General features: G+C 67.9%; 21 protein-coding genes, 1 tRNA gene and 1 other RNA gene. 13 read left to right on the top strand and 10 right to left on the bottom strand.

Annotated features, from left to right (window positions below; translation table 11 throughout):
- Positions 1-64: 64 nt before the first annotated feature.
- The 5 genes from SBI20_RS12480 to SBI20_RS12460 form a co-directional block, all read right to left on the bottom strand.
- Complete coding sequence (locus tag SBI20_RS12480) at positions 65-1,666, bottom strand: efflux transporter outer membrane subunit (RefSeq protein ID WP_317975326.1); 1,602 nt, start codon at positions 1,664-1,666, stop codon at positions 65-67.
- Positions 1,663-4,842, bottom strand: coding sequence for an efflux RND transporter permease subunit (locus tag SBI20_RS12475; RefSeq protein WP_317975325.1), 3,180 nt, complete (start codon positions 4,840-4,842; stop codon positions 1,663-1,665). Before SBI20_RS12475 ends, SBI20_RS12480 begins: the two co-directional genes overlap by 4 nt.
- Positions 4,842-6,050: an efflux RND transporter periplasmic adaptor subunit gene (locus SBI20_RS12470; protein WP_317975324.1), complete on the bottom strand. Its 1,209-nt coding sequence runs from the start codon at positions 6,048-6,050 to the stop codon at positions 4,842-4,844. The genes SBI20_RS12475 and SBI20_RS12470 overlap by 1 nt, the downstream gene beginning before the upstream one ends.
- Positions 6,051-6,325: 275 nt before the next feature.
- On the bottom strand, positions 6,326-7,237 hold the full coding sequence (gene rpoH / locus SBI20_RS12465) for an RNA polymerase sigma factor RpoH (protein ID WP_317975323.1): 912 nt from the start codon (positions 7,235-7,237) through the stop codon (positions 6,326-6,328).
- 167 nt (positions 7,238-7,404) lie between these two features.
- A complete protein-coding gene (locus tag SBI20_RS12460; RefSeq protein ID WP_317976132.1) occupies positions 7,405-8,349 on the bottom strand; it encodes an RluA family pseudouridine synthase in 945 nt (314 codons plus the stop codon).
- Between the two features lie 55 nt (positions 8,350-8,404).
- Between SBI20_RS12460 and SBI20_RS12455 the strand changes: the two genes are divergently transcribed.
- The 5 genes from SBI20_RS12455 (at position 8,405) to SBI20_RS12435 (ending at position 11,163) form a co-directional block, all read left to right on the top strand.
- Positions 8,405-8,860, top strand: coding sequence for a M67 family metallopeptidase (locus tag SBI20_RS12455; RefSeq protein ID WP_411911524.1), 456 nt, complete (start codon positions 8,405-8,407; stop codon positions 8,858-8,860).
- A gap of 103 nt (positions 8,861-8,963) precedes the next feature.
- On the top strand, positions 8,964-9,626 hold the full coding sequence (locus SBI20_RS12450; protein ID WP_317975321.1) for a histidine phosphotransferase family protein: 663 nt from the start codon (positions 8,964-8,966) through the stop codon (positions 9,624-9,626).
- A 17-nt stretch (positions 9,627-9,643) separates the two neighbouring features.
- Entirely contained in the window at positions 9,644-10,348 is a 705-nt protein-coding gene (locus tag SBI20_RS12445; RefSeq protein ID WP_317975320.1) for an N-acetylmuramoyl-L-alanine amidase, read from the top strand.
- A gap of 10 nt (positions 10,349-10,358) precedes the next feature.
- Positions 10,359-10,786, top strand: an RNA gene (gene rnpB, locus SBI20_RS12440) — RNase P RNA component class A.
- Positions 10,787-10,815: 29 nt separating this feature from the next.
- Entirely contained in the window at positions 10,816-11,163 is a 348-nt protein-coding gene (locus SBI20_RS12435; protein WP_317975319.1) for a RidA family protein, read from the top strand.
- Positions 11,164-11,175: 12 nt separating this feature from the next.
- Here the strand turns inward: SBI20_RS12435 and SBI20_RS12430 are convergent, their stop codons facing one another.
- Entirely contained in the window at positions 11,176-12,453 is a 1,278-nt protein-coding gene (locus tag SBI20_RS12430) for a nucleotide sugar dehydrogenase (protein ID WP_317976131.1), read from the bottom strand.
- Positions 12,454-12,693: 240 nt separating this feature from the next.
- On the opposite strand from SBI20_RS12430, the gene bioB reads away from it, so the two are divergent.
- The 5 genes from bioB (at position 12,694) to SBI20_RS12405 (ending at position 18,864) form a co-directional block, all read left to right on the top strand.
- Positions 12,694-13,758 carry a biotin synthase BioB gene (gene bioB, locus SBI20_RS12425; protein ID WP_317975318.1) on the top strand — a complete coding sequence of 355 codons (1,065 nt, stop codon included), beginning with the start codon at positions 12,694-12,696 and terminating at the stop codon, positions 13,756-13,758.
- Between the two features lie 4 nt (positions 13,759-13,762).
- Positions 13,763-14,902, top strand: a complete 1,140-nt coding sequence (locus SBI20_RS12420; protein ID WP_317975317.1) for an 8-amino-7-oxononanoate synthase — start codon at positions 13,763-13,765, stop codon at positions 14,900-14,902.
- Between the two features lie 2 nt (positions 14,903-14,904).
- Positions 14,905-15,525 carry a dethiobiotin synthase gene (gene bioD, locus SBI20_RS12415; protein WP_317975316.1) on the top strand — a complete coding sequence of 207 codons (621 nt, stop codon included), beginning with the start codon at positions 14,905-14,907 and terminating at the stop codon, positions 15,523-15,525.
- Positions 15,522-16,802 carry an adenosylmethionine--8-amino-7-oxononanoate transaminase gene (locus SBI20_RS12410; protein WP_317975315.1) on the top strand — a complete coding sequence of 427 codons (1,281 nt, stop codon included), beginning with the start codon at positions 15,522-15,524 and terminating at the stop codon, positions 16,800-16,802. Before bioD ends, SBI20_RS12410 begins: the two co-directional genes overlap by 4 nt.
- Before the next feature lie 280 nt (positions 16,803-17,082).
- Positions 17,083-18,864: a glycoside hydrolase 5 family protein gene (locus SBI20_RS12405; protein ID WP_317975314.1), complete on the top strand. Its 1,782-nt coding sequence runs from the start codon at positions 17,083-17,085 to the stop codon at positions 18,862-18,864.
- 29 nt (positions 18,865-18,893) lie between these two features.
- Here the strand turns inward: SBI20_RS12405 and SBI20_RS12400 are convergent, their stop codons facing one another.
- Positions 18,894-19,640: a peptidylprolyl isomerase gene (locus SBI20_RS12400; RefSeq protein WP_317975313.1), complete on the bottom strand. Its 747-nt coding sequence runs from the start codon at positions 19,638-19,640 to the stop codon at positions 18,894-18,896.
- 72 nt (positions 19,641-19,712) lie between these two features.
- Between SBI20_RS12400 and SBI20_RS12395 the strand changes: the two genes are divergently transcribed.
- Positions 19,713-20,654, top strand: coding sequence for a methyl-accepting chemotaxis protein (locus SBI20_RS12395; protein WP_317975312.1), 942 nt, complete (start codon positions 19,713-19,715; stop codon positions 20,652-20,654).
- On the opposite strand, the gene SBI20_RS12390 is transcribed toward SBI20_RS12395, so the two are convergent.
- From SBI20_RS12390 to SBI20_RS12380, 3 genes are all read right to left on the bottom strand, one after another.
- Entirely contained in the window at positions 20,648-21,256 is a 609-nt protein-coding gene (locus SBI20_RS12390) for a LuxR C-terminal-related transcriptional regulator (RefSeq protein ID WP_317975311.1), read from the bottom strand. The genes SBI20_RS12395 and SBI20_RS12390 overlap by 7 nt on opposite strands.
- Positions 21,257-21,331: 75 nt before the next feature.
- A tRNA-Leu gene (locus SBI20_RS12385) sits at positions 21,332-21,418 on the bottom strand.
- A gap of 217 nt (positions 21,419-21,635) precedes the next feature.
- Positions 21,636-22,511, bottom strand: coding sequence for an MJ0042-type zinc finger domain-containing protein (locus SBI20_RS12380; protein WP_317975310.1), 876 nt, complete (start codon positions 22,509-22,511; stop codon positions 21,636-21,638).
- Between the two features lie 211 nt (positions 22,512-22,722).
- On the opposite strand from SBI20_RS12380, the gene ftsE reads away from it, so the two are divergent.
- Both ftsE and SBI20_RS12370 read left to right on the top strand, forming a co-directional pair.
- Entirely contained in the window at positions 22,723-23,478 is a 756-nt protein-coding gene (gene ftsE / locus SBI20_RS12375; protein WP_317975309.1) for a cell division ATP-binding protein FtsE, read from the top strand.
- Positions 23,479-23,488: 10 nt separating this feature from the next.
- Positions 23,489-24,433, top strand: a complete 945-nt coding sequence (locus tag SBI20_RS12370) for a cell division protein FtsX (RefSeq protein WP_317975308.1) — start codon at positions 23,489-23,491, stop codon at positions 24,431-24,433.

Here is a 24,433-nt window from a genome sequence, read left to right as displayed (position 1 = left end):
CACCGACGCGGGCCTTTTTACCGTGTAAAACCAGACAGCAACGAGAACCTGAAAAAAGTGGGCCTCAATGTCCGGGAAGATCGACCGGCTGCTCGTTGGAGAGCGGCGGCGGCAGGGGGACACCGCCTGCCGCATCGGCCTGCCCCCGATCGGGCGTGGCAGGCTGGCGCAAGCCCCCGCCCAGCGCGGTGAACAGGCCCACCGTATCCGACAGGCGCGCCGCGCGCGCGGCCACCAGTTGCGCCCGCGCGGTCTGGGCCGTGGCGCTGGCATTGAGCACCGCGAGGGTTCCCACCCCGCCCAGTTCGAGCTGGCGCCGGGCGAACGTCAGACTCTGGCTGGCCGCATCGTTGCCGCGCTCGGCAATGCCCAGCGCGGTCGCGTCGGTCGAAAGCGCGGTCAGCGCATTGCTGACATCGGCAAAGGCCTGGAGCGCGGTGCCCTTGTAGCTGGCCTTGGCCGCTTCGAGCGCATGTTCGGCAGATTCCTGCTGGCGCTTGAGCGCACCGCCATGGAACACCGGCGCGGCGATCCCGCCGATCAGGGTCCAGAATGGATTGCCGCTTGAGAACATCCTGCTGAAGTCCTCGGCGATGCCCCCGAAGCTGGCCGACAGGTTGATCTGCGGCAGGCGCGCGACCATGGCGACCTTCACGTCGGCAGCCGCCCCTTCGAGCGCGGCGGCCGCCCCGGCCACGTCGGGCCGGGTGGTCAGGAGATCGGCCGGCATGGTCAGCGGCAGGTCGCCGGGCAGGGCGAAATCGTCGAGCCCCGGCAGCTTCTCGATGGGCGACCCCGGCGCCAGCCCGAGCAGGACCGACAGCGCCGCCAGATTGGCCCCGCGCTGGCGCATGAGCGGGGGCAGCGCGCCCTCGATCGCGGCAATCGCGGCGGTCTGCGCGGCGACATCGGCATGGCCGACCGCCCCCAGCTTCTCGCGCTGGTGCAACAGGGCGAGAACTTGCAGGTTGCTGTCGATCGCGTCGCGCGTGGCGGCGATCTCGGCATTGTAGGCCGCGTCCTGGATCACCGCGAGCACGACCTGCCCGGCAACCAGATTGCGGATTGCCTGCTCCTGCGCCTGGGCCACGGCGGCAGCCGCCTTGGCCGAACGCAGGCGGGCCGCGCTCCCCCCGAACAGGTCGGGCGAGTAGCTCACGCTCACTTGCGCGGTGTGCAGCGAGAAGACCTGCGGATAGGGGTTGGTGAGCGGCGTGGAGAGCGTGCGCGACAGGCGCTGGCGCTCGCTGGTCAATCCGGCATCGACCTGAGGCAGCAGCCCCCCGCGCACCACGCCCACTTGTGCCTGGGCCTGTGCCAGCCGGGCCTTGGCCACGGCGATATCGGTATTGGCGGCCAGCGCGCGGGCCACCAGATCGTTGAGCGCCGGGCTGCCGAAGCCCTGCCACCAGTCGGGCACGACGGCCATGCCCGGATGGATCATCTGCGTCCCCGCGTCGGGCGGACCGAGCGGCTTGTCGAGGATCTGGCGCGGCGCATTGCCGGTCGGCACCGGCGGCAGGGGCACCACCACGCTCTGGCTCACCGGCGTGCGGGCCAGCGCGCCATCGGACAGCGCGGTGCTGCCCAGCAGCACGGCGCCAAGGGTTACCCCATTGATGAGACGGCTATGGATGAGGCGTCCATTGATGAGGCGGCCGATCATGCCGGTTCTCCCTCGCTGGGCGTTTCAGGGGTTCCTTCCTCTGCCGAAGCGCGCTTGAGCGGCCCGGCCAGACGGCTGGAGAAGCGGTTGATCAGCAGGGGCAGGACCAGCAGGATCAGCACGGGCGCCAGCGTCATGCCGCCCACCACGACGAGCGCGAGAGGCTTTTGCACCTGGCTGCCGATGCCCGTGGCCACCGCCGCCGGCGCGAGGCCAATGGCCGCCACGAGGCAGGTCATCAGCACCGGACGCAGGCAGTTCGAGGTGGCATGGCGCAGCGCATCGACCCGTCCGCGCCCTTCATCCATCGCATGGTTGAAGCTGGTGACGAGCAGGATGCCGTCCATCACCGCGATCCCGAACAGCGCGACGAAACCGATCGCCGCCGAGATCGAGAACGGCGTTCCCGTCAGCATCAGCCCGAGCACCCCGCCCACCACGGCCATCGGGATCACCGAGAAGGCCAGCAGCGTATCACGCAGCGAACGGAAGTTCATGTAGAGCAGGCCCAGCATGAGCATAAGGCTGATCGGCACGACGATTTCGAGGCGGGCGACGGCGTTCTTGAGGTTGCTCATCTCGCCAGCCCATTCGAGGCTGTAGCCCGGCGGCAGCGGCACGTTTTTGGCGATGCGCTGCTGGGCTTCCTCGACCGCGCTGCCAAGGTCGCGGTCGCGGACCGAGAACTTGATCGGGATGTAGCGCGTCTGGTGCTCGCGGTAGATGAAGCTGGCCCCACTGGTCAGGCGGATGTCGGCCAGTTCCGAAAGCGGCACGGAAATCGCGCTGCCATCGGGCCCGGTCGCCCCCACGGTGATCCGCTTGACCGCTTCGAGGCTGTCACGCTGGTTGGCCTGGAGGCGAACCATGATCGGGAAGTGGCGGTCGGTGTGGGGTTCATAGAGATCGCCCGGCGATGTCCCGCCGATGGCCGCAGCCACCGTCTGGTTCACATCGCCCACGCTCAGGCCATAGCGGGCGGCCTTCACGCGATCGACATCGATCCGCACGGTCGGCTGGCCCAGCGACTGGAAGATGCCGAGGTCGGTGATCCCGCGCACCTTGGCCATCTGGTCGCGGATCTGGCCCGCGATCTTTTCGAGGGTTTCCAGATCGGGCCCGAACACCTTGACCGAGTTGGCGCCCTTCACGCCCGAGGCGGCTTCCTCGACGTTGTCCTCGATGATCTGCGAGAACGAGAAGTCGACGCCCGGATACTTGGACTTCAGCTCGGCCGAAAGCTGGGCGACCAGCTTTTCCTTGTCCATGCCCTTGGGCCATTCGTCGAACGGCTTGAGCGGGACGAAATATTCGATGTTGAAGTAGCCGGTGGCGTCGGTGCCGTCGTCGGGGCGGCCATGGGCCGAGAGCACGGAGGTCACTTCGGGATACTTCATGATATCGCGGCGGATCGCGCGCGCCGCCGGTTCACCCGCATCGAGCGAGATCGCCGCGGGCAGCGAGGCGCGAATGTACATGTTGCCTTCTTCGAGCTGGGGCAGGAACTCGACCCCCAGCGTGCGCACGCCAACAAAGGCCCCGAGTACCATCGCCCCGCCAAGGCCCAGAGCCAGGACCTGGTTCTTGAACGCGAAGGCGGCGACCGGTTCGTAGACGCGGCGGATGCGCGAAACGACCCAGGTTTCCGTCTCGTCGAGCTTGTCGGGCAGGATCATCGCCGAAAGCGCGGGCGCCACGGTGAACGTGGCGATCAGCCCGCCCAGAATGGCATAGGCATAAGTCTTGGCCATCGGGCCGAAGATGTGGCCTTCCACGCCCGTGAGCGTGAACAGCGGCAGGAAGCTGGTGATGATGATGGCGGCGGCAAAGAAGATGCCGCGGCTCACCTCGTTGCTGGCCGAGAGCACCGAGCCGATGCGGCTGGCGAACGTGTAGCGCCCGCCTTCATGCGTTTCGACATGGTGGCTGCGCTCGGCCATGTGGCGGAAGATGTTCTCGACCATGATCACGGTCGCGTCGACGACGAGGCCGAAGTCGAGCGCGCCGACCGAGAGCAGGTTGGCACTCTCGCCCTGGATGGTCAGGATCAGCACGGCAAAGGCGAGCGCGAAGGGGATCGTGGCGGCCACGATCAGCGCGCTGCGCAAGTTGCCCAGAAACGCCCACTGGAGGAAGAAGATCAGCAGAACGCCCGCAACGAGGTTTTCCATGACCGTATGCGTGGTCACCCCGATCAGGTCCGAACGGTCGTAGACGCGTTCGAGCCTGACGCCGGGCGGCAGCACGCCGGTCGTGTTGATCTTCTCGATCTCGGCCTTCACGCCCTGGATCGTGGGCATCGACTGGGCGCCGCGGCGCATCAGCACGATGCCTTCGACGATGTCGTCGTCGGTGTTGAGGCCCGCGATGCCGTTGCGCGGCATGTTGCCGATCTTGATCGAGGCGACATCGCGGATCAGCACCGGCGCGGTGCCGTCGCGGCCCACGAGGGTCGATTCGAGCGCATTGACCGACTGGATCAGGCCCACGCCACGCACGATGGCGCTCTGCGCACCGAAGTTGATGGTCTGGCCGCCCACGTTGGCGTTGGCATTGCTGATCGCGCTGATCACCTGGCCCACGGTCATGTGGTGGGCCAGCAGGCGGTTGTTGTCGACCACCACGTCATAGCTGCGCAGCTTGCCACCCACGCCGGTCACGTCGACCACGCCGGGAATGGCGCGGAAACGGCGCTGGAGCACCCAGTCCTGCAAGGTCTTGAGGTCTTCGACCGAGTAGCCCTTGGGCGCGGCGATGCGATAGCGGTAGATTTCGCCCACCGGGCTCGTCGGCGAGATCGTCGGCACCGCGCCGCCGGGCAGCTGCGAGAGCTGGGCGAGACGGTTGATGACCTGCTGCTGAGCCTGTACGTAGTTGTAATCGTAGGTAAACTGGATCTTGACGTCAGACAGGCCGAACAGCGAGATCGCGCGGATCGCGGTCATGTTCGGCAGGCCCGACATCTGGACCTCGATGGGGATCGTGATGTTGCGTTCGATCTCCTCGGCCGACATGCCCGAGGACTGGGTGACGATCTCGACCATCGGGGGAACCGGGTCGGGATAGGCTTCGATGTTGAGGTTGTAGAAGGCGACCCCACCGGCCACGAGCATGGCCAGGAAGAACACCAGAATGGTCATGCGCTGCCCGAGCGCATAGCGGACGAGTTTGACCATCAGTCGAGCCCAGCCTCGTTCACGAAGATGGCGCCCTCGGTCACGACCTTCTCGCCCGGATTGAGGCCCGAGAGAATGGTGATGCGCCCGTCATGGCTCTCGCCGGTGACCACGTCGCGTTCCTTGACCCGGCCATGGCCGAGCCAGACCCACACGCGGGCGCTGTCACCCTCGTGGATCACCGCCTCGACCGGCAGGCTGAGCAGATGGGGGGTAACCGCCTGCGCCATGACTTCCTTGTCGGGCGTCTCGATGGTGAAATTGGCGAACATCTGCGGCTTGAGCGCACCGTCCGGGTTGGGGATCGTCGCGCGGACCTGAAGGCGGTGCGAGACCGGATCGATCTGCGCGGCGATGTTGTTGATCGTGGCGTCGAACGTGCGGCCCGGATAGGCCGTGGCGGTAACCACCACCTTGTCGCCCAGATGCACGCGCGAGGCGTCGCTTTCGGCCACTTGCGCCACCAGCCAGACCTGGCTGAGATCGGCGATCAGGAACGAGGGCGTCGAGCCGCCCGCCGTCCCGCCGCTCACATATTGCCCCTGCGCAATCGCGCGGGTGACCACCACGCCGCCGATCGGCGCGCGCAGAACGGCCTCGCCGCCCGAACCGCCATTGGCGCCGAACACCGAGAGCTTGGCGCGCGCGGCGGTGACCGCAGCGTCGGCAATGCCGACCTGGCTCTGCGCGGCAACGAGGTCGCTGCGGGCCTGTTGCAGGTCCTTGAGCGCGCCACCGGCGGTGCGGTAGACTTCCTCGGCGCGGGCGGCGTTGTCATTGGCCACGCGGACTTGCGCGGCGGCAGCGGTGCGCTGGGCTAGCGCGGCGGCGAGCGCGTTGCGCGCGTCGGCAATGTCGGTCGTGCGCACCGAGAGCAGCGGGCTGCCCGCGCTCACTCGGTCGCCGTTCTGCACGAAGACCTTCTGGACCTGCCCCGAATAGGGCAGGAACACCGGGGTTGAACGCGTATCGTCGACCGCGATCTGGCCGCTCGCGCCGGTGCGGGCAAAGCCATCGTCGGCGGCCACGGCCTCGATCTTGAGGCTCGACACCTGGCTGTCGGTCAACTGGACTTCACCGGCGGGCAGCGCGACAGGGGCAGGCTCGGGCTGGTGAAGCCAGGCGCGAAGGCCCGAAGCGCCAGCCGCCACGAGGGCCACGGCAGCAACGGACAGCGCCAGCACCCGGATCTGCCGGGCACGGGTCATTTGCGGGACAGCATGTTCGAAATTCATCTGCGTTTTCTTCGGTCCAAGAGGGCAGCTGCGCAACGCAACCCATAGCAGGCGCGCAACGATCGACTAGTAAGCCCTTTGGCCCAGTCCATCCCACACCCTGCTGGCGACCGCGTTAAATTACCGTAATGGAACCGGCACGCCGATTTTCCGCCGAAACCGGACAAAAAGAAGCCCCGGCAACCCAAAAGGGCCACCGGGGCTTCTTCGATTTTCAGGCGCCCGTGGTGGGCGCGCCAGCGCGGCGATCAGGCCGGCAGCAGGTGCCGTTCGCCCGCGATGCGCTGCATGGCCTTCTGGAGCTTTTCGAAGGCGCGCACCTCGATCTGGCGCACGCGCTCGCGGCTCACGTTGTAGACCTGGCTGAGTTCCTCCAGCGTCTTGGGATCGTCGACCAGACGGCGGTCGGTCAGGATATGACGCTCGCGCTCGTTCAGGCTGCCCATCGCCTCGACCAGCATGTCGTGGCGGACATGGGCTTCCTCGGCCTCGGCCACGGTCTCGTCCTGCAACGGGCGGTCATCGGCCAGCCAGTCCTGCCAGGTGCCCTCGCCGTCCTCGCGCAGCGGCACGTTCAGGCTGGCATCGCCACCCATGATCATGCGCCGGTTCATGTTGACCACTTCCTGCTCGGGCACGCCCAGATCGGTGGCGATCTTGCGGACGTCCTCGGGCGAAAGATCGGTGTCCTCGAAGGCTTCGAGGTTCTTCTTCATCCGCCGCAGGTTGAAGAACAGCTTCTTCTGCGCGGCGGTGGTGCCCATCTTGACCAGGCTCCACGAGCGCAGGATGAATTCCTGCATCGAGGCCTTGATCCACCACATCGCATAAGTCGCCAGACGGAAACCCCGGTCGGGCTCGAATTTCTTGACGCCCTGCATCAGGCCGATGTTCCCTTCGGAAATCAGCTCGGACACGGGCAGGCCATAGCCGCGATAGCCCATCGCGATCTTGGCCACGAGTCGCAGGTGGCTGGTCACGAGTTGCGCTGCGGCCTGGGGATCCCCATGTTCCTGATAGCGCTTGGCGAGCATGTATTCCTGCTCGGCCGTCAGCACCGGAAACTTGCGGATTTCGGAAAGATAGCGATTGAGGCTGGCCTCGCCGCCCAGAGCCGGGACGCTTGCGGGGGCACTCGCCACTGCGGTCTTGTTGCTCACCTGAACACATCCTTTCGTCGTGCCAGCTTCCCGATGGAGCGACCTTCCTCTTTGGAAAGAGACCCCGATCCGGAAAATTCCCCGAGTGGACAATCTCTAGCGAGCATTCTCCGGTGGGGCCACACATCCTTTGTGCATACAGTAATCGATCTGAAGCATAAGTTCTCTCAAGAACCGCTCAATTCGACAATCAGTTCCTGCATATCGACCGGCGTCGAGCTGGTGAAATGCAGGCGTTCGCCGCTGATCGGGTGAAGGAACCCCAGTTCGGCCGCATGCAGCGCCTGTCGGACAAAGCCGAGTCGCGCCAGAATCGGGCGGATACGGGAAGGCGCACGTCCATAAACAGGATCACCCAATAGAGAGTGACCTATTGATGCAAGGTGAACGCGCACCTGGTGGGTTCGCCCCGTTTCGAGCCGGCACTCGACCAGCGCAGCCCCCGAAAGCGGCCTGAGCGTGCGGTAATGCGTGACCGCGTGCTTGCCCCGCCCGTCCTCGACCAGCGCCATCTTCTTGCGATCATGGTTCGAGCGGGCGATCGCCCCGCGAATCGTGCCCGCCGCAGGCACCGGATGCCCGGCGGTGATCGCCTTGTAGGCCCGCTCGATCGAATGGTCGGCGAACTGGCGGGCGAGCCCCTCGTGCGCGGCATCGGTCTTGGCGACGACCAGCAGGCCCGAGGTATCCTTGTCGATCCGGTGGACGATGCCGGGCCGGGCCACCCCGCCGATCCCCGAAAGCTGCCCCCGGCAATGGTGGAGCAGCGCATTGACGAGCGTACCGTCCGGGTTGCCCGCCGCCGGATGGACGACCATCCCGGCAGGCTTGTCGATGACGATCAGCGCATCGTCTTCATAGGTCACGCGCAAGGGAATGTCCTGCGCCACGGCCTCGGCAGGGGCGGCGGCGGGCACCCGCACGGTGAACGTGGCCCCGGCCTCGACCTTGAGCGAGGCCTGCCGCACGGCCTTGCCGTCCACATCCACGCGCCCTTCGTCGAGCAGCGCCTTGACGCGCTCGCGCGAAAGCCCGCTGGACTGCGCCAGCGCCTTGTCGATACGCCCGGCCACATCGAGCGTGCCGGTCAGAAGTTCGTCGTTACCCCCCATCGGATCGCCGATATGGGGATGATGGACGCGCGCCACAAGAGTATGGCCGCTCCCCATGCGCTCCTGTCCCCCGCAATCCATCGCTATCCACAGCCCGGCCCACGCGGCCATGGTCGAAGCGGCCCTCCGCGCCTTCCCCGCCGAGGCCTGCGGCCTCCTGCTCGGAAAAGAAGGACACATCATGGAGGCAAGAGCCTGCGCCAATGTCGCGCCCGATCCGCTGCGCCATTTCGAGATCGACCCGGCCGCGCTGATCGCCGCCCACCGGGCCAGCCGGGCAGGCGGGCTTGCGGTGCTCGGCTATTTCCACTCGCACCCCAACGGCCTTGCCCGCCCCTCGGCCACCGATGCGCGCGCGGCGGCGGGCGACGGGCGGATCTGGGCGATCATCGCCCTGACCGATGCCGGCCCAAGCGATGTCGGCCCGAGCGGACAGGACGCGATGCTTACCCTCTGGCGCGATACACCATCCGGGTTCGAACCGCTTTCCTATCGCGACGCGGACGGGTAAGGCGAAAGACAGGAGAGCGTAACGCGCACCCGCGCCAAACCCGACCCCCTGCCGCCGACACATCGACCTTTTCGCACATTCGCAAAGGCTTCAACGCACTCTCATGACCACTTCCTCGCTCGATCTCGCCAGCCTGCTCTGCTCGCGGCTCTGCCACGACCTGCTCAGCCCGGTGGGTGCGCTGACCAACGGGCTCGAACTCCTGGCCGAGGAGAAAGACCCGGTCATGCGCCAGAAGTGCTTCGAACTGCTCGAACAGAGCGCCACGGCCTCGGCCAACAAGCTGCGGTTCTTCCGTCTGGCCTTCGGCGCGGCGGGCGGCTTTGGCGAGATGGTCCCCGTGGCCGAGGCACGCGCCCTGATCGACGCGCTGGTCGCCGCCAATCCGCGCATCACCGTGCAATGGTCGATGGCCGATGAAACCCTGCCCAAGTCGGCGATCAAGACCCTGCTCAACCTCTCGATGATCGGGATCGAGGCGCTCGTGCGCGGCGGCGTGCTCGACATCGCGGGCGAAGTGCGCGCCCATGGCGCCTCGGGCGCGGGCCTGGCCAGCGAACTGGTGATCCGCGCCTCGGGCCCGCGCATCGCCTTCGATCCGCTGGTCGCCCAGGCGCTGGCCGGCACCCTGCCGCTGGCCGACCTGTCGAGCCGGACGGCCCCGGCGGCCATGCTCTTCCAGCTCGCGCAAGGGCTGGGCGGCAGCTTCCAGACCCATGTCACCGCCGACGCGCTCGTGCTCGGCGCGGTCCTGCCGGTTCGCTGAAGGCGCCACGGGTCGGCATGAATCGCTGGCTGGTCCACCGCGAGGCGCCCTCGCCCAACTTCAACGAGCGGCGCCTGCCGGTCTCGATGGCGGTGCTCCACTACACCGGCATGGAGAGTGCAGCCGCCGCGCTCGACCGCCTGTGCGACCCGGCGGCCGAAGTCTCGGCCCACTACCTGATCGACGAGGAGGGCACCGTCACCCGCCTCGTCGACGAGAGCAAGCGCGCGTGGCACGCGGGCCGCGCGTTCTGGCGCGGGATCACCGATGTCAATTCGGCGAGCGTGGGGATCGAACTGGTCAATCCCGGCCACGAATTCGGCTATCGCCCGTTTCCCGATGCCCAGATGGAGGCGCTCGTCCCCCTGCTGGCCGACATCGTGCGCCGCCACGACATCCCGCGCGCCAACGTGGTCGGCCATTCCGACGTGGCCCCGGCGCGCAAGACCGATCCGGGCGAGCTGTTCGACTGGGACATGCTCGCCCGCTACAACCTGACGCTGGCCCGCCCGCGCCCGAAAATGCGCCTGCTCTACGACAACGAGGGCGCGTTTTTCCTCGCCCTCGAACGCTTCGGCTATGACGTGACCGACAAGGCCGCCGCCGTCGCCGCGTTCCAGCGCCGCTGGCGCCCGCACAAGATCGACGGGGAAGTCGATGGCCAGATCGGCGCGCTCCTGTTCGAACTGCTGTTGGCGCGCGACCTCGGCCATGCTAGGTGACCCCCTCGCGCCGGGGAGCCGGGCAGCCGCGTCATCACTTCGTCTGATGCCGAGGAAAGTCCGGGCTCCACGAAACAAGGGTGGCGGGTAACGCCCGCCGGCCCGGCTTTGGCCGGGCAAGGGAAAGTGCCACAGAGAGCAGACCGCCGACGGGGCTTTCAGCCTCGGGCAAGGGTGAAAGGGTGCGGTAAAAGCGCACCGCGCGACCGGCAACGGAAGCGGCAAGGCAAACCCCACCCGGAGCAAGACCGAATAGGGACAACACGCAAGGAAGCCTTTCGGGGCCCCTTGCAGGCGGGTTTCGCGCCAGTTGTCCGGGTTGGTTGCTGGAGCGGCCTGGCAACAGGTCGCCGAGAGGAATGGCTGCCCGCGCCGATACGGTCCACCCGTGGGATACCGTCGGTGCGACAGAACCCGGCTTACAGGCTCCCCGGCGCGAAAATTCCCCTTTTCACGGAGATTTTCCGATGTCCATCACCCGGATCGAAGAAGGCCCGCGCATGAGCGAAGCCGTGGTCCACAACGGCGTCGTCTATCTCGCCGGGCAAGTCGGCGAGGCAGGCCAGAGCGTGGCCGAGCAGACCGCCACCGCCCTTGCCGAGATCGAGCGCCTGCTCGTGCTGGCCGGCAGCAGCAAGGCCCACATGCTGACCGCGATGGTCTGGCTGGCCGACATGGCCGACTTCGAGGAGATGAACAGCGCCTGGGACGCCTTCGTCGCCGGCGTTCCCAAGCCCACCCGCGCCACCGGCCAGTCGAGCCTTGCCGACCCGGCCTGGCGCGTGGAAATCGTCGTCACCGGCGCGGTGAAGTAAAAAAACTCCCTTTTACAGGCTCCAGTAGCGCACGCCCGGCGCCAGTGCGTCGGGCGAAAGCGCCGATTTCACGTCGACCAGCACCCCGCCCGGACGCAGCATCGCGGAAATCGCCGCCCCGCCCATCGCCGCATAGTCGCGATGGGAAACGGCATAGATCACCGCGTCGAGGTCGGTGAAGGCCTCTAGGCTGCTGAGCGTGACCCCGAATTCGTGCGCGGCAGCCGCCGGATCGGCCATGGGATCGTGGATCAGCGGATCGATCCCGAAATCCTTCAGCTCGCGCCAGATGTCTTCCACCTTGGAATTGCGGATGTCGGGCACGTTTTCCTTGAACGTCAGGCCCAGGATGCCGACCCGCGCCTGCCCGAGGGCGCGCCCCGTGGCCGCCAGCATCTTGACCGTGCGCTGGGCGATATAGGCGCCCATGCCATCGTTGATGCGCCGCCCGGCCAGGATCACCTGCGGGTGATAGCCCAGTTGCTCGGCCTTGGCGGTCAGGTAGTAGGGATCGACCCCGATGCAGTGCCCGCCCACGAGGCCGGGATAGAAGCGCAGGAAGTTCCACTTGGTGCCCGCCGCGGCCAGAACCTCGCTGGTGCGGATGCCGACAAGGTCGCAGATCTTGGAAATCTCGTTCATCAAGGCGATGTTGATGTCGCGCTGGGTGTTCTCGATCACCTTGGCGGCCTCGGCCACCTTGATCGAGCTGGCCTTGTGGATGCCCGCCTCGACGACCGCGCCATAGAGATCGGCCAGAAGGTCGAGCGTGGGCCCATCCTCTCCGGCCACGACCTTGACGATCTTCTCGAACGGGTGCTCCTTGTCGCCCGGATTGATCCGCTCGGGGCTGTAGCCGAGCTTGAAATCGACCCCGGCCTTCAGGCCCGAGACCGCCTCGATCACCGGCGCGCAGACTTCCTCGGTCGCGCCGGGATAGACGGTCGATTCAAAGACGATCACCGTGCCGCGCGCGATCACCTTGCCCAATGTCTCGCAGGCCATGCGAACGGGGGTGAAATCGGGGCGGCGGCTCTCGTCGACCGGGGTGGGCACGGTCACGATGATCACCGGGCAGGTGCCCAGCTGCGCCGGATCGTCGGTCAGCACGAGGCGCGAGGCGGCCAGATCCTGCGTCGAAACTTCGCCGGTATAGTCGTGATGGTCGCGCAAGGTGGCGATGCGATGGGCGCTCACGTCAAAGCCCACCACCTCGAACTTGCGCGCAAAGGCCACCGCCAGCGGCAGCCCCACATAGCCCAGCCCGACCACACCGATTCTGGGTTGCATCACCGTTTCGCCTGCCTGCACGCCTGTCGTATCCTAACCGTTTGCTTGAAAACCGCCCTAGCGCAAAGGGCGTTACGATTCCCCAAATGGCCCGAAAAACAGAGGCCAGGCCCCGGCGCCCGAAGGCCCGCCGATACATCCAATGGTCGCAGACACCTCCTTGGACCCTTCCCTAGGCCTTTCACATTCCCTAAGGGCACGCTGAAAGATCCCTTCCCGCATTCCTAACGGAGTCGCCCGATGTCCGACCTTGCCACTCTCGAAGCCCCCGCCACCACGGCGCCGGTGCGCACCGACTGGAGCCGCGAGGAAATCGCCGCGCTGTTCGACCTGCCCTTCACCGAACTGGTCTTCCGTGCCGCGCAGGTTCACCGCGAACGCCACGCCGCCGATGAAGTGCAGCTGTGCACGCTGCTCTCAATCAAGACCGGCGGCTGCCCCGAGGATTGCGGCTATTGCTCGCAGAGCGTCAAGGCCGAAAGCGGCGTTCCGGCCAGCAAGCTGATGGAAGTGCAGGCCGTGCTGCAATCGGCAGCCCAGGCGCGCGATGCGGGCTCCAAGCGTTTCTGCATGGGCGCAGCCTGGCGCAACCCCAAGGACCGCGACATGGACGCCATCGTCGAGATGGTGAAGGGCGTGCGCGAAATGGGCATGGAAACCTGCATGACGCTGGGCATGCTGACCCCTGAACAGACCGCGCGCCTCGCCGAGGCGGGTCTCGATTACTACAACCACAACATCGACACTTCGCCCGAACGCTATGGCGACGTGATCACCACCCGCAGCTTCCAGGACCGCCTCGACACGCTCTCGCGCGTGCGCGAAGCGGGCATCAATGTCTGCTCGGGCGGGATCGTGGGCATGGGCGAGACCCGTTCGGACCGCGTCGGCTTCGTCCACGCGCTCGCCACCCTCGAACAGCACCCCGAAAGCGTGCCGGTCAACGCGCTCGTGCCGGTCAAGGGCACCGTGCTGGGCGACATGCTGGCCGATACCCCGCTGGCCAAGATCGACGACATCGAATTCGTGCGCACCGTGGCGGTCGCGCGGATCACCATGCCGCTCTCGATGGTGCGCCTCTCGGCGGGCCGCGAAAGCATGAGCGAGGCGACCCAGGCGCTGTGCTTCCTGGCCGGGGCCAACTCGATCTTCACCGGCGACAAGCTGCTGACCGCCCCCAACGCGGGCGACGACAGCGACGCGGCCATGTTCGCACGCCTCGGCCTCAAGCCGATGGAAGGCGAGGAACCGATGCGGGCGGCCAAGGCACAGGTCGGCGGTTGTAAGGGCGGCTGCGCGGCCTGATCGGATGGAACCGTTAGAAGCCACGCAGCTGTGGCAGGCCCAGGCCGCCGATCTGGCGGCGCTGGCGGGCAAGGCGCGCCTGCGCACTCTGGCGCCGCGCACCGGGATCGACTTCGCCTCGAACGACTATCTGGGTCTTTCGGGCGCGCCCCGCCTGCGCGCCGCGCTGGCCGAGGCCCTCGCACGTGGGGTGCCCACCGGCTCGGGCGGCTCGCGCCTGCTGCGCGGCAACGATCCCGAGCACGAGGCCCTCGAAGCCGAGGCCGCCGCCTTCTTCGGCTGCGAAAGCACGCTGTGGTTCGGCGCGGGCTATGCCGCCAATGTCGCGCTGATCGCCACGCTTCCCCAGCGCGACGACCTGATCATTTATGACGAGCTGATCCACGCCTCGGTCCACGAAGGCCTGCGCCTCGCCCGCGCGGCCACGGTCATGGCCGCCCACAACGATGCCGATGCCTTCGAGGATGCCGCCCGCCAGTGGCGCGCCGCGGGCCACAAGGGCCGCATCTGGCTGGCGGTGGAAAGCCTCTATTCGATGGACGGCGACCGCGCCCCGCTCGACGATCTGGCGCAGGTGGCCCGGCGCCACGGCGGCATTCTGGTGATCGACGAGGCCCATGCCACGGGCGTCTTCGGCCCCGAGGGACGCGGCCTTGCCGCCCATCTCGATGGCCGCCCGGATGTGATCTGCCTGCGCACCTGCGGCAAGGCGCTGGGCGCGGAAGGCGCGCTCGTGTGCGGGCCTGCCATCGTGCGCGATTTCCTCGTCAACCGGGGCCGCCCGTTCATCTTCTCAACCGCGCCCTCGCCGCTGATGGCCAGCGCCGTGCGCGAGGCCTTGCGCATCTGCGCCGACGAGCCCGAACGCCGCGCCGCGCTCGCCGCGCTGATCGACCATGCCGCCACCGTGCTCGGCCCGCTGGGCGCCACGGTTTCGGGCACGCAGGTCATGCCGCTGATCGTGGGCGAGGATGCCCGCACGATGGCGCTCGCCGCTCACCTGCAAGCCGCCGGTTTCGACGTGCGCGGCATTCGCCCGCCCACGGTGCCCGCCGGCACCAGCCGCCTGCGCATCTCGCTCACGCTCAACGCCACCCCCGGCGATGTCGATGCGCTGGCCGCCGCCCTTCGCGAGGTTCTTTGATCATGTCCCGTTTCGTCGTCACCGGCACCGATACCGGCATCGGCAAGACCGTGTTCAGCGCCGGCCTCGCCGGGGCCCTGCGCGCGCACTACTGGAAGCCCGTCCAGTCGGGCCTCGATGAAGGCGCCGACCGCGATCATGTCGCCCACCTCGCGCAGCTGCCGCCCGAACTCGTGCTCGAAGAGGCCTATCGCCTGACCGAGCCGCTCTCGCCCCATCGCGCCGCCGAAATCGACGCCATCCAGATCGACCCGGCCCGGCTTTCGCCCCCCGCGCTCGATCCGCTGGTGATCGAGGGCGCGGGCGGTGCGCTCGTCCCGATCACGCGCAGCACGCTCTATGCCGACCTGTTCGCCTGGTGGAACCTGCCGGTGATCGTGGTCGCGCGCACGGGCCTTGGCACGATCAACCACACCCTGCTCACCATCGAGGCCCTGCGCGCGCGCGGCGTGCCGCTCCATGGCGTGGCCTTCGTGGGCGATGCCAACGACGACAACGAGCAGACCATCGCCGCGATGGGCAAGATCCGCCGCCTCGGGCGCCTGCCCCGGCTCGACCCGCTCACCCCGGAAACCCTCGCGGCCGCCTTTGCCGAGGCGTTCCCTGCCGAGATGTTCCTGTGAGCGCGTCCCCGGTCTGGCACCCGTTCTGGCAGCACGGGCTGGGCGAACCGATCCCGATGGTCGCGCGCGCGCAAGGGGCCGCGCTGTTCCTCGAAGACGGGCGCCGGGTGATCGACGGCATTTCCTCGTGGTGGGTGACCACCCATGGCCACAACCACCCGCGCATCATGGCCGCCATCCGCGAGCAGACCGAAAAGCTCGATCAGGTGATCTTTGCCGGCTGGACGCATGAACCGGCCGAACAGGTGGCGCGCGGGCTGATCTCCATGCTGCCCGAAGAACTGACCCGCGTGTTCTTCTCCGACAGCGGCAGCACCTGCGTCGAAGTGGCGCTCAAGATGGCACTGGGCTTCTGGGCCCACCGGGGCGAACCGCGCCACCGCATCCTCGTGCTCGAACACTCGTATCACGGCGATACCATCGGCACGATGTCGGTGGGCGAACGCGGCGTCTACAACGCGGCCTATGGCAAGCTGCTGTTCGACGTGGAGACGATCCCCTTCCCGACCGGGGTCGGCACCAACACCCTCGCCGCGCTCGAAGCAGCCTGCGCGAACCATGCAGACGGCAGTCACGAGGGCGGCCCGCCCGCCGCGCTGATCGTCGAGCCGCTGGTGCTTGGCGCGGGCGGCATGCTGTTCTATCCCCCCGCCGTGCTCACCGCGATGGCCGAGATCTGCCGCCGCCATGGCGTGCTGCTGATCGCCGACGAGGTGATGACCGGGTTTGGCCGCACGGGCACGATGCTTGCCTGCGAACAGGCCGGGGTTGTGCCCGACATCCTGTGCCTGGCCAAGGGGCTGACCGGGGGCTCGATGCCGCTGGCGGTCACCGTCGCGCAGGAGCCAATCTTTGCCGCCCACTGGTCGACCGACCGCGCGCGCACGTTCTACCATTCGTCGAGCTATACCGCCAATCCGATCGCTTGCGCTGCGGCAGTGGCCAATCTGGCGATCTGGCGCGAGGAACCCGTGCAGGCGCGCATCGCCACCCTCGCCACGCGCCAGCAGGCGCTGATGGCGCGACTCGCTCCGCTTCCCGGCGTGCGCGCCCCGCGCACCTGCGGCACCATCGCAGCCTTCGACGTGGAGGCCACCGACGGGGGCTACCTGTCGAATCTGGCCCCGCGCCTGATGAATTATTTCCGCGATGCGGGCGTCCTGCTGCGGCCACTGGGAAACACGGTCTACGTATTGCCCCCATACTGCATCGACGAAACCGACCTCGCGCGGATCGGCGATGTCATCGAAGAGGCGCTCGCTACGATCAAATCGTAAGACCATTCGCGTAACGGCCAGAGCGCTTCCCGACCGAAAAAAACACCCGGAAAGCCTGAAACGCGGCAAAACAGGAGCCCGGAACAGTTAATCCGGCATAAACGCCCGGCACAGCACCCTAAGTATAATCCCGTATTGGCGTGTCCGAAAATAATAAGAAAGAATGCCGGCGCATCAACTTCGTTTGAGGCGCTTCGCGTTAAAATTTTAAAGCAAAAAGGGTCGGCAAGGACGGCATGAACGTGCCGCCATCCAGACCCCTCTTGCAGGACCGCCGATCATGGCTCGCATCAAGAAGACCCGCTTCCGTCACTCCGCCCTGATCAGCGCGGTGACCATGGCTGCTCCGGCGCTGGCCGCCACCGCGATCCTGTCGGCCCAGAGCGCACCCTCCACCCAGAGCGCCAGCCCGGCGCTGGCGGCGGTGACCCTGACCACCACGGCCCAGGCCGCCCCCACCGCCGCCGCCCCGTTCGCCGCGCTCGCCCCCGCCACGGCGGGCGGCGAACCGCTGGTGCTGGGCGCGCAGACCCATTTCAGCCAGAACTGGTCGGGCACGGCCAACGATCTGGCCAGCCAGGCCAAGGCCCCCCTGCTGCGCGATTCGCTGCCCTGGGCGGCGGGCGAGACCGTCAAGGGCCGCTACAATCTCGACACCCCGGCGGCCCGCAACCTCGCCAATGCCTGCGCCGCCGGGCGCCGCCTGATCCTCACCCAGATCCCGACCAACCCGCTCTACGATGGCGGCCTGTGGGTCACCTCCGAAGAAGGCCGCCAGGCCTATGCCGCCTATCTCGACGCGCTGCGCCAGAAGTTCGGCACCTGCCTGGTGGCCATCGAACTGGGCAACGAGATCAACGGCGCGCGCGCCATGGCCTTCCCCGCCGGGGTCGACCCGACGAGCGCCTATGTCCGCATCGCGGCCACGGCCCATGCCACTTTGGGCGGCACTCCCGCGCTGCTGGGCGGCTCGACCAACATGGTGGGCACCGGCTTCCTGCGCCCGCTGTTTGCGGCGGGCCTGCTCGATCAGGTCGATGGCCTTGCCGTCCATCCCTATCGCAACCGGGGCGAGGCACTCGACCTCGAAATGGCGCGCCTCAACGCGGCGATGGACGAGGCAGGCAAGCGCGTGCCGGTCTGGGCCACCGAATTTGGCCTTGCCACCACCGACCAAACCACCGCGGCGGGCGAGCTGATCAAGCAGGCCACCCTGCTCTCGGCCAGCGGCGTCGCGCAGGCGAGCTGGTATGCCCTGATCGATCAGGCCGGCTTCCCCACGATGGGCCTGTTCACCGGCACCGCGCTCAAGGACCAGGGCCGCGCCTTCCGCTTCGTGCAGGACAGCGTGCTGGGCAAGGGCCGCGCCACCCGCATCGACATGGGCGATCCGCTGCTCTTCGCCTATCGCTTCGGCACCGATACCACGGTGATCTGGGGCGCCCCGCGTGGCCTGATGCTGGGCAAGGGCACCCGCGCCTATGGTCCGACCGGCCTCGCCCTGCGCTCCCCGGTGATCGGCGACGAACCGATCGTGCTGGTGGGCAAGGCCTTCACGCCGGGCACCTCGGGGGTCGTGGCCGATACCCTGCTGGGCTGGGGCGGCACGGGCTGGCGCTATTTCGTGCGCGACAAGGCCGAACGCGACACCGCGCTCGACTGGGTCGACGACAGCTGGACCGGCTATTTCGGCAACAGGTATTCGCGTCCCTTACGCATCAACAACACCTCGGCAGCCCCGGCCGGAACGGCTGCGGCCCCCCTGCGTGCGGTCTGGCGCTATACCGCGCCGGTGGCCCAGATGCTGGACTGGCGCGCCTGCTTCGCCAAGTCGGCGTCGGGCGACGGGGTCGACCTCACCCTCAAGCAGAACGGCAAGGTCGTGTGGCAGGGCCTGCTGACCAGCACCCTCACCGTCGCCCCGGTCAAGCTCGTCGTGGCCAAGGGCGACACCATCGACATGATCGCCGGGCCCAACCAGACCGCCGGGGGCGACGCCTTCTTCTATCGCGCCACCCTGTCCCAGCGTGGCAGGAGCCAGGCCGTCACCTGTCCCAATTGATCGGCCCCAACTGAACGGGTCCGAACCGATCAGGGAACAGGTGCAGGCGCGGGTGCCGGGGCAGCCACGGGGGGCGGCTCCGGCACTCTGCGTGCGCTGATCACTTTCACCGGCTTTTCGAGCATCTGCCCCTTCATCACCCCCTCGCCCAGCGTGGCCGAGCGCGGCTGGTCCCAGATCTTGCGGACCACATCCATCCCCTCCACCACATGGCCAAAGGCCGCATAGCCGAGCTTGAGATCGGGGTCCGTCCCCGCCGGATCGGCATCGAGCCCGGGCATGTCGGCCAGCAGGATCGAGAAATCGGCCATCGCCGTTCCGGGCGCGCGCCGCGCGAGCGAAAGCGTGCCCGCCTTGTGGAGGATGCCGGTCTGGTTGGTCGGCTCGTGCGCGATGGGCTTGAACAGCAGGCGGGAATCGCGAATCCCGCCTTGCAGCAGGCCATTGGGCTGCTTGCCCCAGTCGAGGTGCATGGCCCGGTAGAACGTCATCCCGTCATAGTGCCGCGTATCGACGTAGTGGAGGAAATTGCCCACGCTGACCGGCGCATGGGCGCCATCGAGTTCGACCACGATGCGCCCCTGATCGGTCTGCAAGGCCACCCAGGCGACAGCAGGCACCGGAGCAGGCGCAGATGCGTGATGAACAGGCGCATGACGGGCCGGAGCGGCCAGTGCCCCCGTGGGCAAGGCCAGGGCGCCAGCCAGCAGGGGGGCCAGTACAGGAGCCAGAGCCACGGTCCGCGCAACGGAAAAAGGATCGAATCGCAAGGTCATGCCACCATGCTGCCGCGTTTACCCTTCGTCAGCAATGTTCCGCAGGCTTGTCCTAACCATTATGCGAAAGGAGTGGCCGCACACTGGCCCGGCTTTTCCAACCTGCCGGAGCTTGCCGCCATGTACTATTTCCAGATCGCCGCAACGCTGATTTCGCTGGTCGCCGCCGCACTGGCGCTGATCGCCACGATGGCCGGGCACAAGCGCCGAACAGGCCCCGATCCCGAAACACAGAGTGCCCCCGAACCGCCCGCCGCTGCTCCGCCCGCCGCTGCTCCAGTCGAGGCTTCCCCGGTCGAGGCCCCGCCCGTCGAGGCACCGATCGCTCCTCCCCCCAGAGACGCCCGACTCGACGCCCGGCCCGAACCCCAGCCCGCATCTTCTCCGGTCCCCCGGTCCCCCGCGACCGGTCTTCCCATGGCCTCCACCCCGCTCGAACGCATGGCCAGCGCCCATCAGGCGATCCGGCAGGGCATGGACACCATCACCTCGGCCTGCGCCGACCTGTCGGCACGCCAACACCATCAGGACAGCGCCTTCGATCAGGCCGCGCAGGCCGTGGACGGCTGCCTCGACCTCGCCCGGTCCGCCGCGCAGAGCGCCAGCCGCATGGGCGGCCTTGTCGCCCTGATCGACGACATCGCCTTCCAGACCAACCTCGTCGCGCTCAATGCCGGGGTCGAAGCCTCGCGCGCGGGGGAAAGCGGGCAAGGCTTCGCGCTGGTGGCCGCACAGGCCCGCGATCTGGCCCGCCGCTGCGCCGAAGGCGCGCGCGAGGCCAAGGCCATGGCCCTCAACGATCCCGACCAGATCGCCGCGATCCTTGCCCTGACCGACAAGGCCGCCGCCGCCCTGCAAACCGCGCGCAACCACAGCGAAAGCCTGCCCCTGCCCCATGGACAGGCCATGGGACCGGGTTTGGCCATGGAACAGGGATGGCCCCTGCCCGGCCTCGATGCCTGCCTGGCCCCGTTCGCCCCGCTCTTGGCCCCTTCCCCGGCCGGGCTTCAATAACCGGCTTCGACCGCCAGACGGATGGCTTCGGCACTCGTGCGCAGGCCCAGCGCGCGGATCACGGCGCCACGGTGCATCTTCACCGTGCGCTCCGACAGGCCCAACGCATGGGCGATCTGCTTGTTGAGCCTGCCCGCGGCCATGGCCCCGAGAATCTCGCGCTGGCGCGGCGAGAGCAGGGCCACCCGCGCGCGCGCATCCTGCTGCGCGGCATTGGGCGCCCCGCTGCCCACCTCCATCTGCGAGCCCATGAAATAGGCCAGTTCGCCCTCAGGGCCGAAGATCGGCGCGATCATCACCGCATTGCGGAACGCGCTGCCATCCTTGCGATAATTGAGAATCTCGACCAGCGCGGGCCGCACCGCCTGAATCGCCGCGCGCAACCGCGCACTGTCGCGCGCATCGGTATCCGCCCCGCGCAGGAACCGGCAATTGCGCCCGACGATCTCGCTCCGGGCATAGCCGGTCAGCGCCTCGAACGCGGCATTGCAATCGACGATGGGATTGTCGCTCTGGCGCGGATCGGTGATCACCACGGCCACCGCGCTGGCCCCATAGCCCAGACCGGCCAGAATAGCGTCAGATGGTGCCGAAGAAGACAAGATGGTTCCCCCTCCAGTGACCGGGCCTCGATGAAGCGAGGGGTGCCCGAAGGCAAGGATCACATTTTTCAGGGATGGTGCGGTCGAGAAGACTCGAACTTCCACGGGCTTTCGCCCACAACGACCTCAACGTTGCGCGTCTACCAATTCCGCCACGACCGCATATCGCTCCGGGCTGTTCACCTTTCGATGAGAACCCGTCGGGGTAGGAGCGCGCCCCTAGCAGCGGGTTGGGGGGTGCGCAACAGGAAACGAAAACTTTTTATCCCCAGCCCCTGTGTAAAACTCGAAAAACGCCCATTCCGCCTGCCCCGACCCGGGCCGACGTTTTTTTCGACAGGCACGCCAACCGCTTGGGCACCTGCCCGGCTCGGCCCGCTTATTCGGGCTTCCAGCCGATCTCGGCCACTTTGGCGCTGGCGGGCACGTCGGTGACGGCTTCGTTGATCGTCGCGCTTTCACCCGGACGCAGCTTGTCGCGCGGGGGGGCCACGTCCCAGGTGTAGACGATGCGGTTCTTCGCATCGCGCAGTACGATCTGGATCGCGGGCACCTCGCGCAAGTCCTTGCCCACGTTCGTCACCGTCCCGCTCGCCCCGAAATATTCGGTGCCGTTGGGCAGCGTGCGGCGGTCCTGCCGCGCCGGGGGGAACGAAAGCACGAGATCGGACGGCCCGTTGCCGAAAGTCGGACGGCTGACCGGCAGCCAGTCGGGCAGGCCCAGCCACGAGACCAGCGCGATCATCACCGCCACGGCCACCGCAAAGGTCACCCCGGCAGCCGTCCACAGGCGGGCCGGATTGCGGCGGGGACGGAACGGGGGCTGATGCTCGAAGCTCGACATCGCCGAAACAAACTCGCCCGATCCGGCAGCGCCCGCCCCATCGGCCCCAGTCATGTTGGAGCCAGCCATGTTGGAGCCAGCCGTGTTGGAGCCGGCCATATCGGGCCGGTCGATCCGCTCAGCCGGAGCAGGCGGGGCCTGCGGGCCGGAGGCGGCCTGAGCGGCAGGCTGCGGCGCTTGTGCGGCTGGTGCGGGTTCGGGCCGGGCAGGTTCAGGTCGGGCCGCTTCAGAAAGCGGGCTGGCCACGGCAGCAGGCGCCGCCTCCGCCACCGGCTCGCGGGGCGGCAGTTCTGGACCGGCCTGGAACCAGCTGTGCCGGCACTTGGCACAGCGCACGGTGCGGCCGTCCACACCGATCGCGCTGTCGGGAACGACATAACGCGTCGCGCAGGCGGGACAGGCGATGATCATGAAACAGGTCTAAGCATGGTGCCCCCCCCTGAAACAATAGGGCATGTCCCTGCAATTCATGATGACGCCCTTTTTTCCACATGCATTGACGCCTATAGCCCTTGTTGCCAATCGCGCGCCATGCCGACATACCGGGCGGCACCAACCGCAGTGCGGCGCACACCAACGGGCGTTCCTGCCACACCATCTGATCGGGGCCGACTTTCCCTCCATGAACCAGCCTGCCGCCGAGATTGTCCAGTTCGACAATGTCGGACTGCGCTATGGGGCCGGACGCGAGGTTCTGGCCGATGTCTCGTTCACGCTCTATCCGGGCTGCTTCTACTTCCTGACCGGCGCCAGCGGCGCGGGCAAGACCAGCCTTTTGCGCATGCTCTACCTCGCCCAGCGCCCCTCGCGCGGGCTGATCCGCATGTTCGGCACCGATGCCATCACCCTCCCGCGCGAGCGCCTGCCCGGCTTTCGCCGCCGCATCGGGGTGGTTTTCCAGGATTTCCGCCTCGTCCCCCATCTTTCGGCGTGGGACAATGTCGCCCTGCCCCTGCGCGTGGCCGGACAGGCCGAGCGCGACATTGCCAAGCCCGTCACCGACATGCTCGAATGGGTGGGGCTGGGGGATCGCATCCACGCCCGCCCGGCCACGCTCTCGGGCGGGGAACAACAGCGCGTGGCCATCGCCCGCGCGGTGATCGCCCGGCCCGACATCCTCGTGGCCGACGAACCGACCGGCAACGTCGACCCGGACATGGCGATCAAGCTGCTGCGCCTGTTCGAAAGCCTCAACCGGCTGGGCACCACGGTGGTTGTCGCCACCCACGACCTCCACCTGATCCGCAAGGTGCCCGATTCGCTGATCATGCGGCTCGACAAGGGCAAGCTGGCCGATCCCACCGGCGCCTTGCGCTATCCCCCGCGCCGCCCGGTCGGACCGGGGCCGGGGATCATCGATGCGGCAGCCCTTCCATGAAGGCCCTGCCATGAAACGCCTGATCGACACGCTGGGCCGTGCGCTAGGCCGCACGCTGGGCGGGGCCTTTGGCGGCGGCGGCGAATCCCCGCTCCTGCCCGAGGCGCGCCTGTCGGGCCCGATGCCCTGGGTCATCGCGATCATGATCGGGCTGACCGTCGTGGCCGCAGCCAGCGCGCTGGCGCTGCGCCACGCCGCACAGGCCGCCAGCGCCGACCTCGAAGGCGGGGTCACGGTCCAGATCGTCACCGCCGCCCCGCACGAGCGCGAGCGTCAGGCGGCCGCCGCGCTCGCCCTGCTGCGCCACACCCCCGGCGTCGCCAGCGCCAGCGCCGTGCCCCAGCAGCAACTCGACGCCCTCGTCGAACCCTGGCTGGGCGCGCGCGCGGGCGACGATCTCGATGCCCTGCCGATCCCCGCGCTGATCGATGTCCGGCTCGACGGCCCGGCCAGCCCGCGCCGGCTCGATGCCCTGCGCGGCGCCATCGTGCGCGCGGCGCCCACCGCCCGCGTCGATGCGCAATCGAGCTGGCTGGCTCCGGTTTTCCACGCCATCGGCACGCTGCAATGGGCGGCAGGCGGCATGATCGCGCTGTTCGCCTTCGCCACGGCCTCGGCAGTGCTGCTCGCCGCGCGCAATGCGCTGGGCATCCACCGCGAGACGATCGAGGTCGTCCACATGCTGGGCGCCACCGATGTCCAGATCGCGCGGGTGTTCCAGCGCTCGATGGCGACCGACGCCGCGCTGGGCGGGGTCGTGGGGCTGATGGCGGGCGTGGTCACGGTGCTCGGGCTCGGTCGGCAGTTTGCGACGTTGGGCTCGGGCATGGTAGCGCAAGGCGCGCTGGCCTGGACCGACTGGACGGCGCTGGCCATGATTCCGATTGCGGGGGTCTTGCTGGTGATGGTCACCGCACGCCTCACCGTACTCTCGGCCCTGAGGCGCATGCTGTGA

It is taken from the genome of Novosphingobium sp. IK01 (assembly GCF_033242265.1).
Lineage (GTDB): Bacteria > Pseudomonadota > Alphaproteobacteria > Sphingomonadales > Sphingomonadaceae > Novosphingobium > Novosphingobium pituita.
This window is presented reverse-complemented; position numbering and strand designations above follow the sequence as displayed.

Coding starts and splice junctions, on each gene's coding strand:
- SBI20_RS12405 (WP_317975314.1), top strand. CDS start 17,083: ATGGCTCGCATCAAGAAGACCCGCTTCCGTCACTCCGCCCTGATCAGC.
- SBI20_RS12475 (WP_317975325.1), bottom strand. CDS start 4,842: ATGGTCAAACTCGTCCGCTATGCGCTCGGGCAGCGCATGACCATTCTG.
- SBI20_RS12380 (WP_317975310.1), bottom strand. CDS start 22,511: ATGATCATCGCCTGTCCCGCCTGCGCGACGCGTTATGTCGTTCCCGAC.
- SBI20_RS12460 (WP_317976132.1), bottom strand. CDS start 8,349: ATGGGGGGTAACGACGAACTTCTGACCGGCACGCTCGATGTGGCCGGG.
- SBI20_RS12455 (WP_411911524.1), top strand. CDS start 8,405: ATGCGCTCCTGTCCCCCGCAATCCATCGCTATCCACAGCCCGGCCCAC.
- bioD (WP_317975316.1), top strand. CDS start 14,905: ATGTCCCGTTTCGTCGTCACCGGCACCGATACCGGCATCGGCAAGACC.
- SBI20_RS12445 (WP_317975320.1), top strand. CDS start 9,644: ATGAATCGCTGGCTGGTCCACCGCGAGGCGCCCTCGCCCAACTTCAAC.
- SBI20_RS12470 (WP_317975324.1), bottom strand. CDS start 6,050: ATGACCCGTGCCCGGCAGATCCGGGTGCTGGCGCTGTCCGTTGCTGCC.
- SBI20_RS12430 (WP_317976131.1), bottom strand. CDS start 12,453: ATGCAACCCAGAATCGGTGTGGTCGGGCTGGGCTATGTGGGGCTGCCG.
- SBI20_RS12400 (WP_317975313.1), bottom strand. CDS start 19,640: ATGACCTTGCGATTCGATCCTTTTTCCGTTGCGCGGACCGTGGCTCTG.
- SBI20_RS12370 (WP_317975308.1), top strand. CDS start 23,489: ATGAAACGCCTGATCGACACGCTGGGCCGTGCGCTAGGCCGCACGCTG.
- SBI20_RS12420 (WP_317975317.1), top strand. CDS start 13,763: ATGGAACCGTTAGAAGCCACGCAGCTGTGGCAGGCCCAGGCCGCCGAT.
- ftsE (WP_317975309.1), top strand. CDS start 22,723: ATGAACCAGCCTGCCGCCGAGATTGTCCAGTTCGACAATGTCGGACTG.
- SBI20_RS12435 (WP_317975319.1), top strand. CDS start 10,816: ATGTCCATCACCCGGATCGAAGAAGGCCCGCGCATGAGCGAAGCCGTG.
- bioB (WP_317975318.1), top strand. CDS start 12,694: ATGTCCGACCTTGCCACTCTCGAAGCCCCCGCCACCACGGCGCCGGTG.
- SBI20_RS12480 (WP_317975326.1), bottom strand. CDS start 1,666: ATGATCGGCCGCCTCATCAATGGACGCCTCATCCATAGCCGTCTCATC.
- SBI20_RS12450 (WP_317975321.1), top strand. CDS start 8,964: ATGACCACTTCCTCGCTCGATCTCGCCAGCCTGCTCTGCTCGCGGCTC.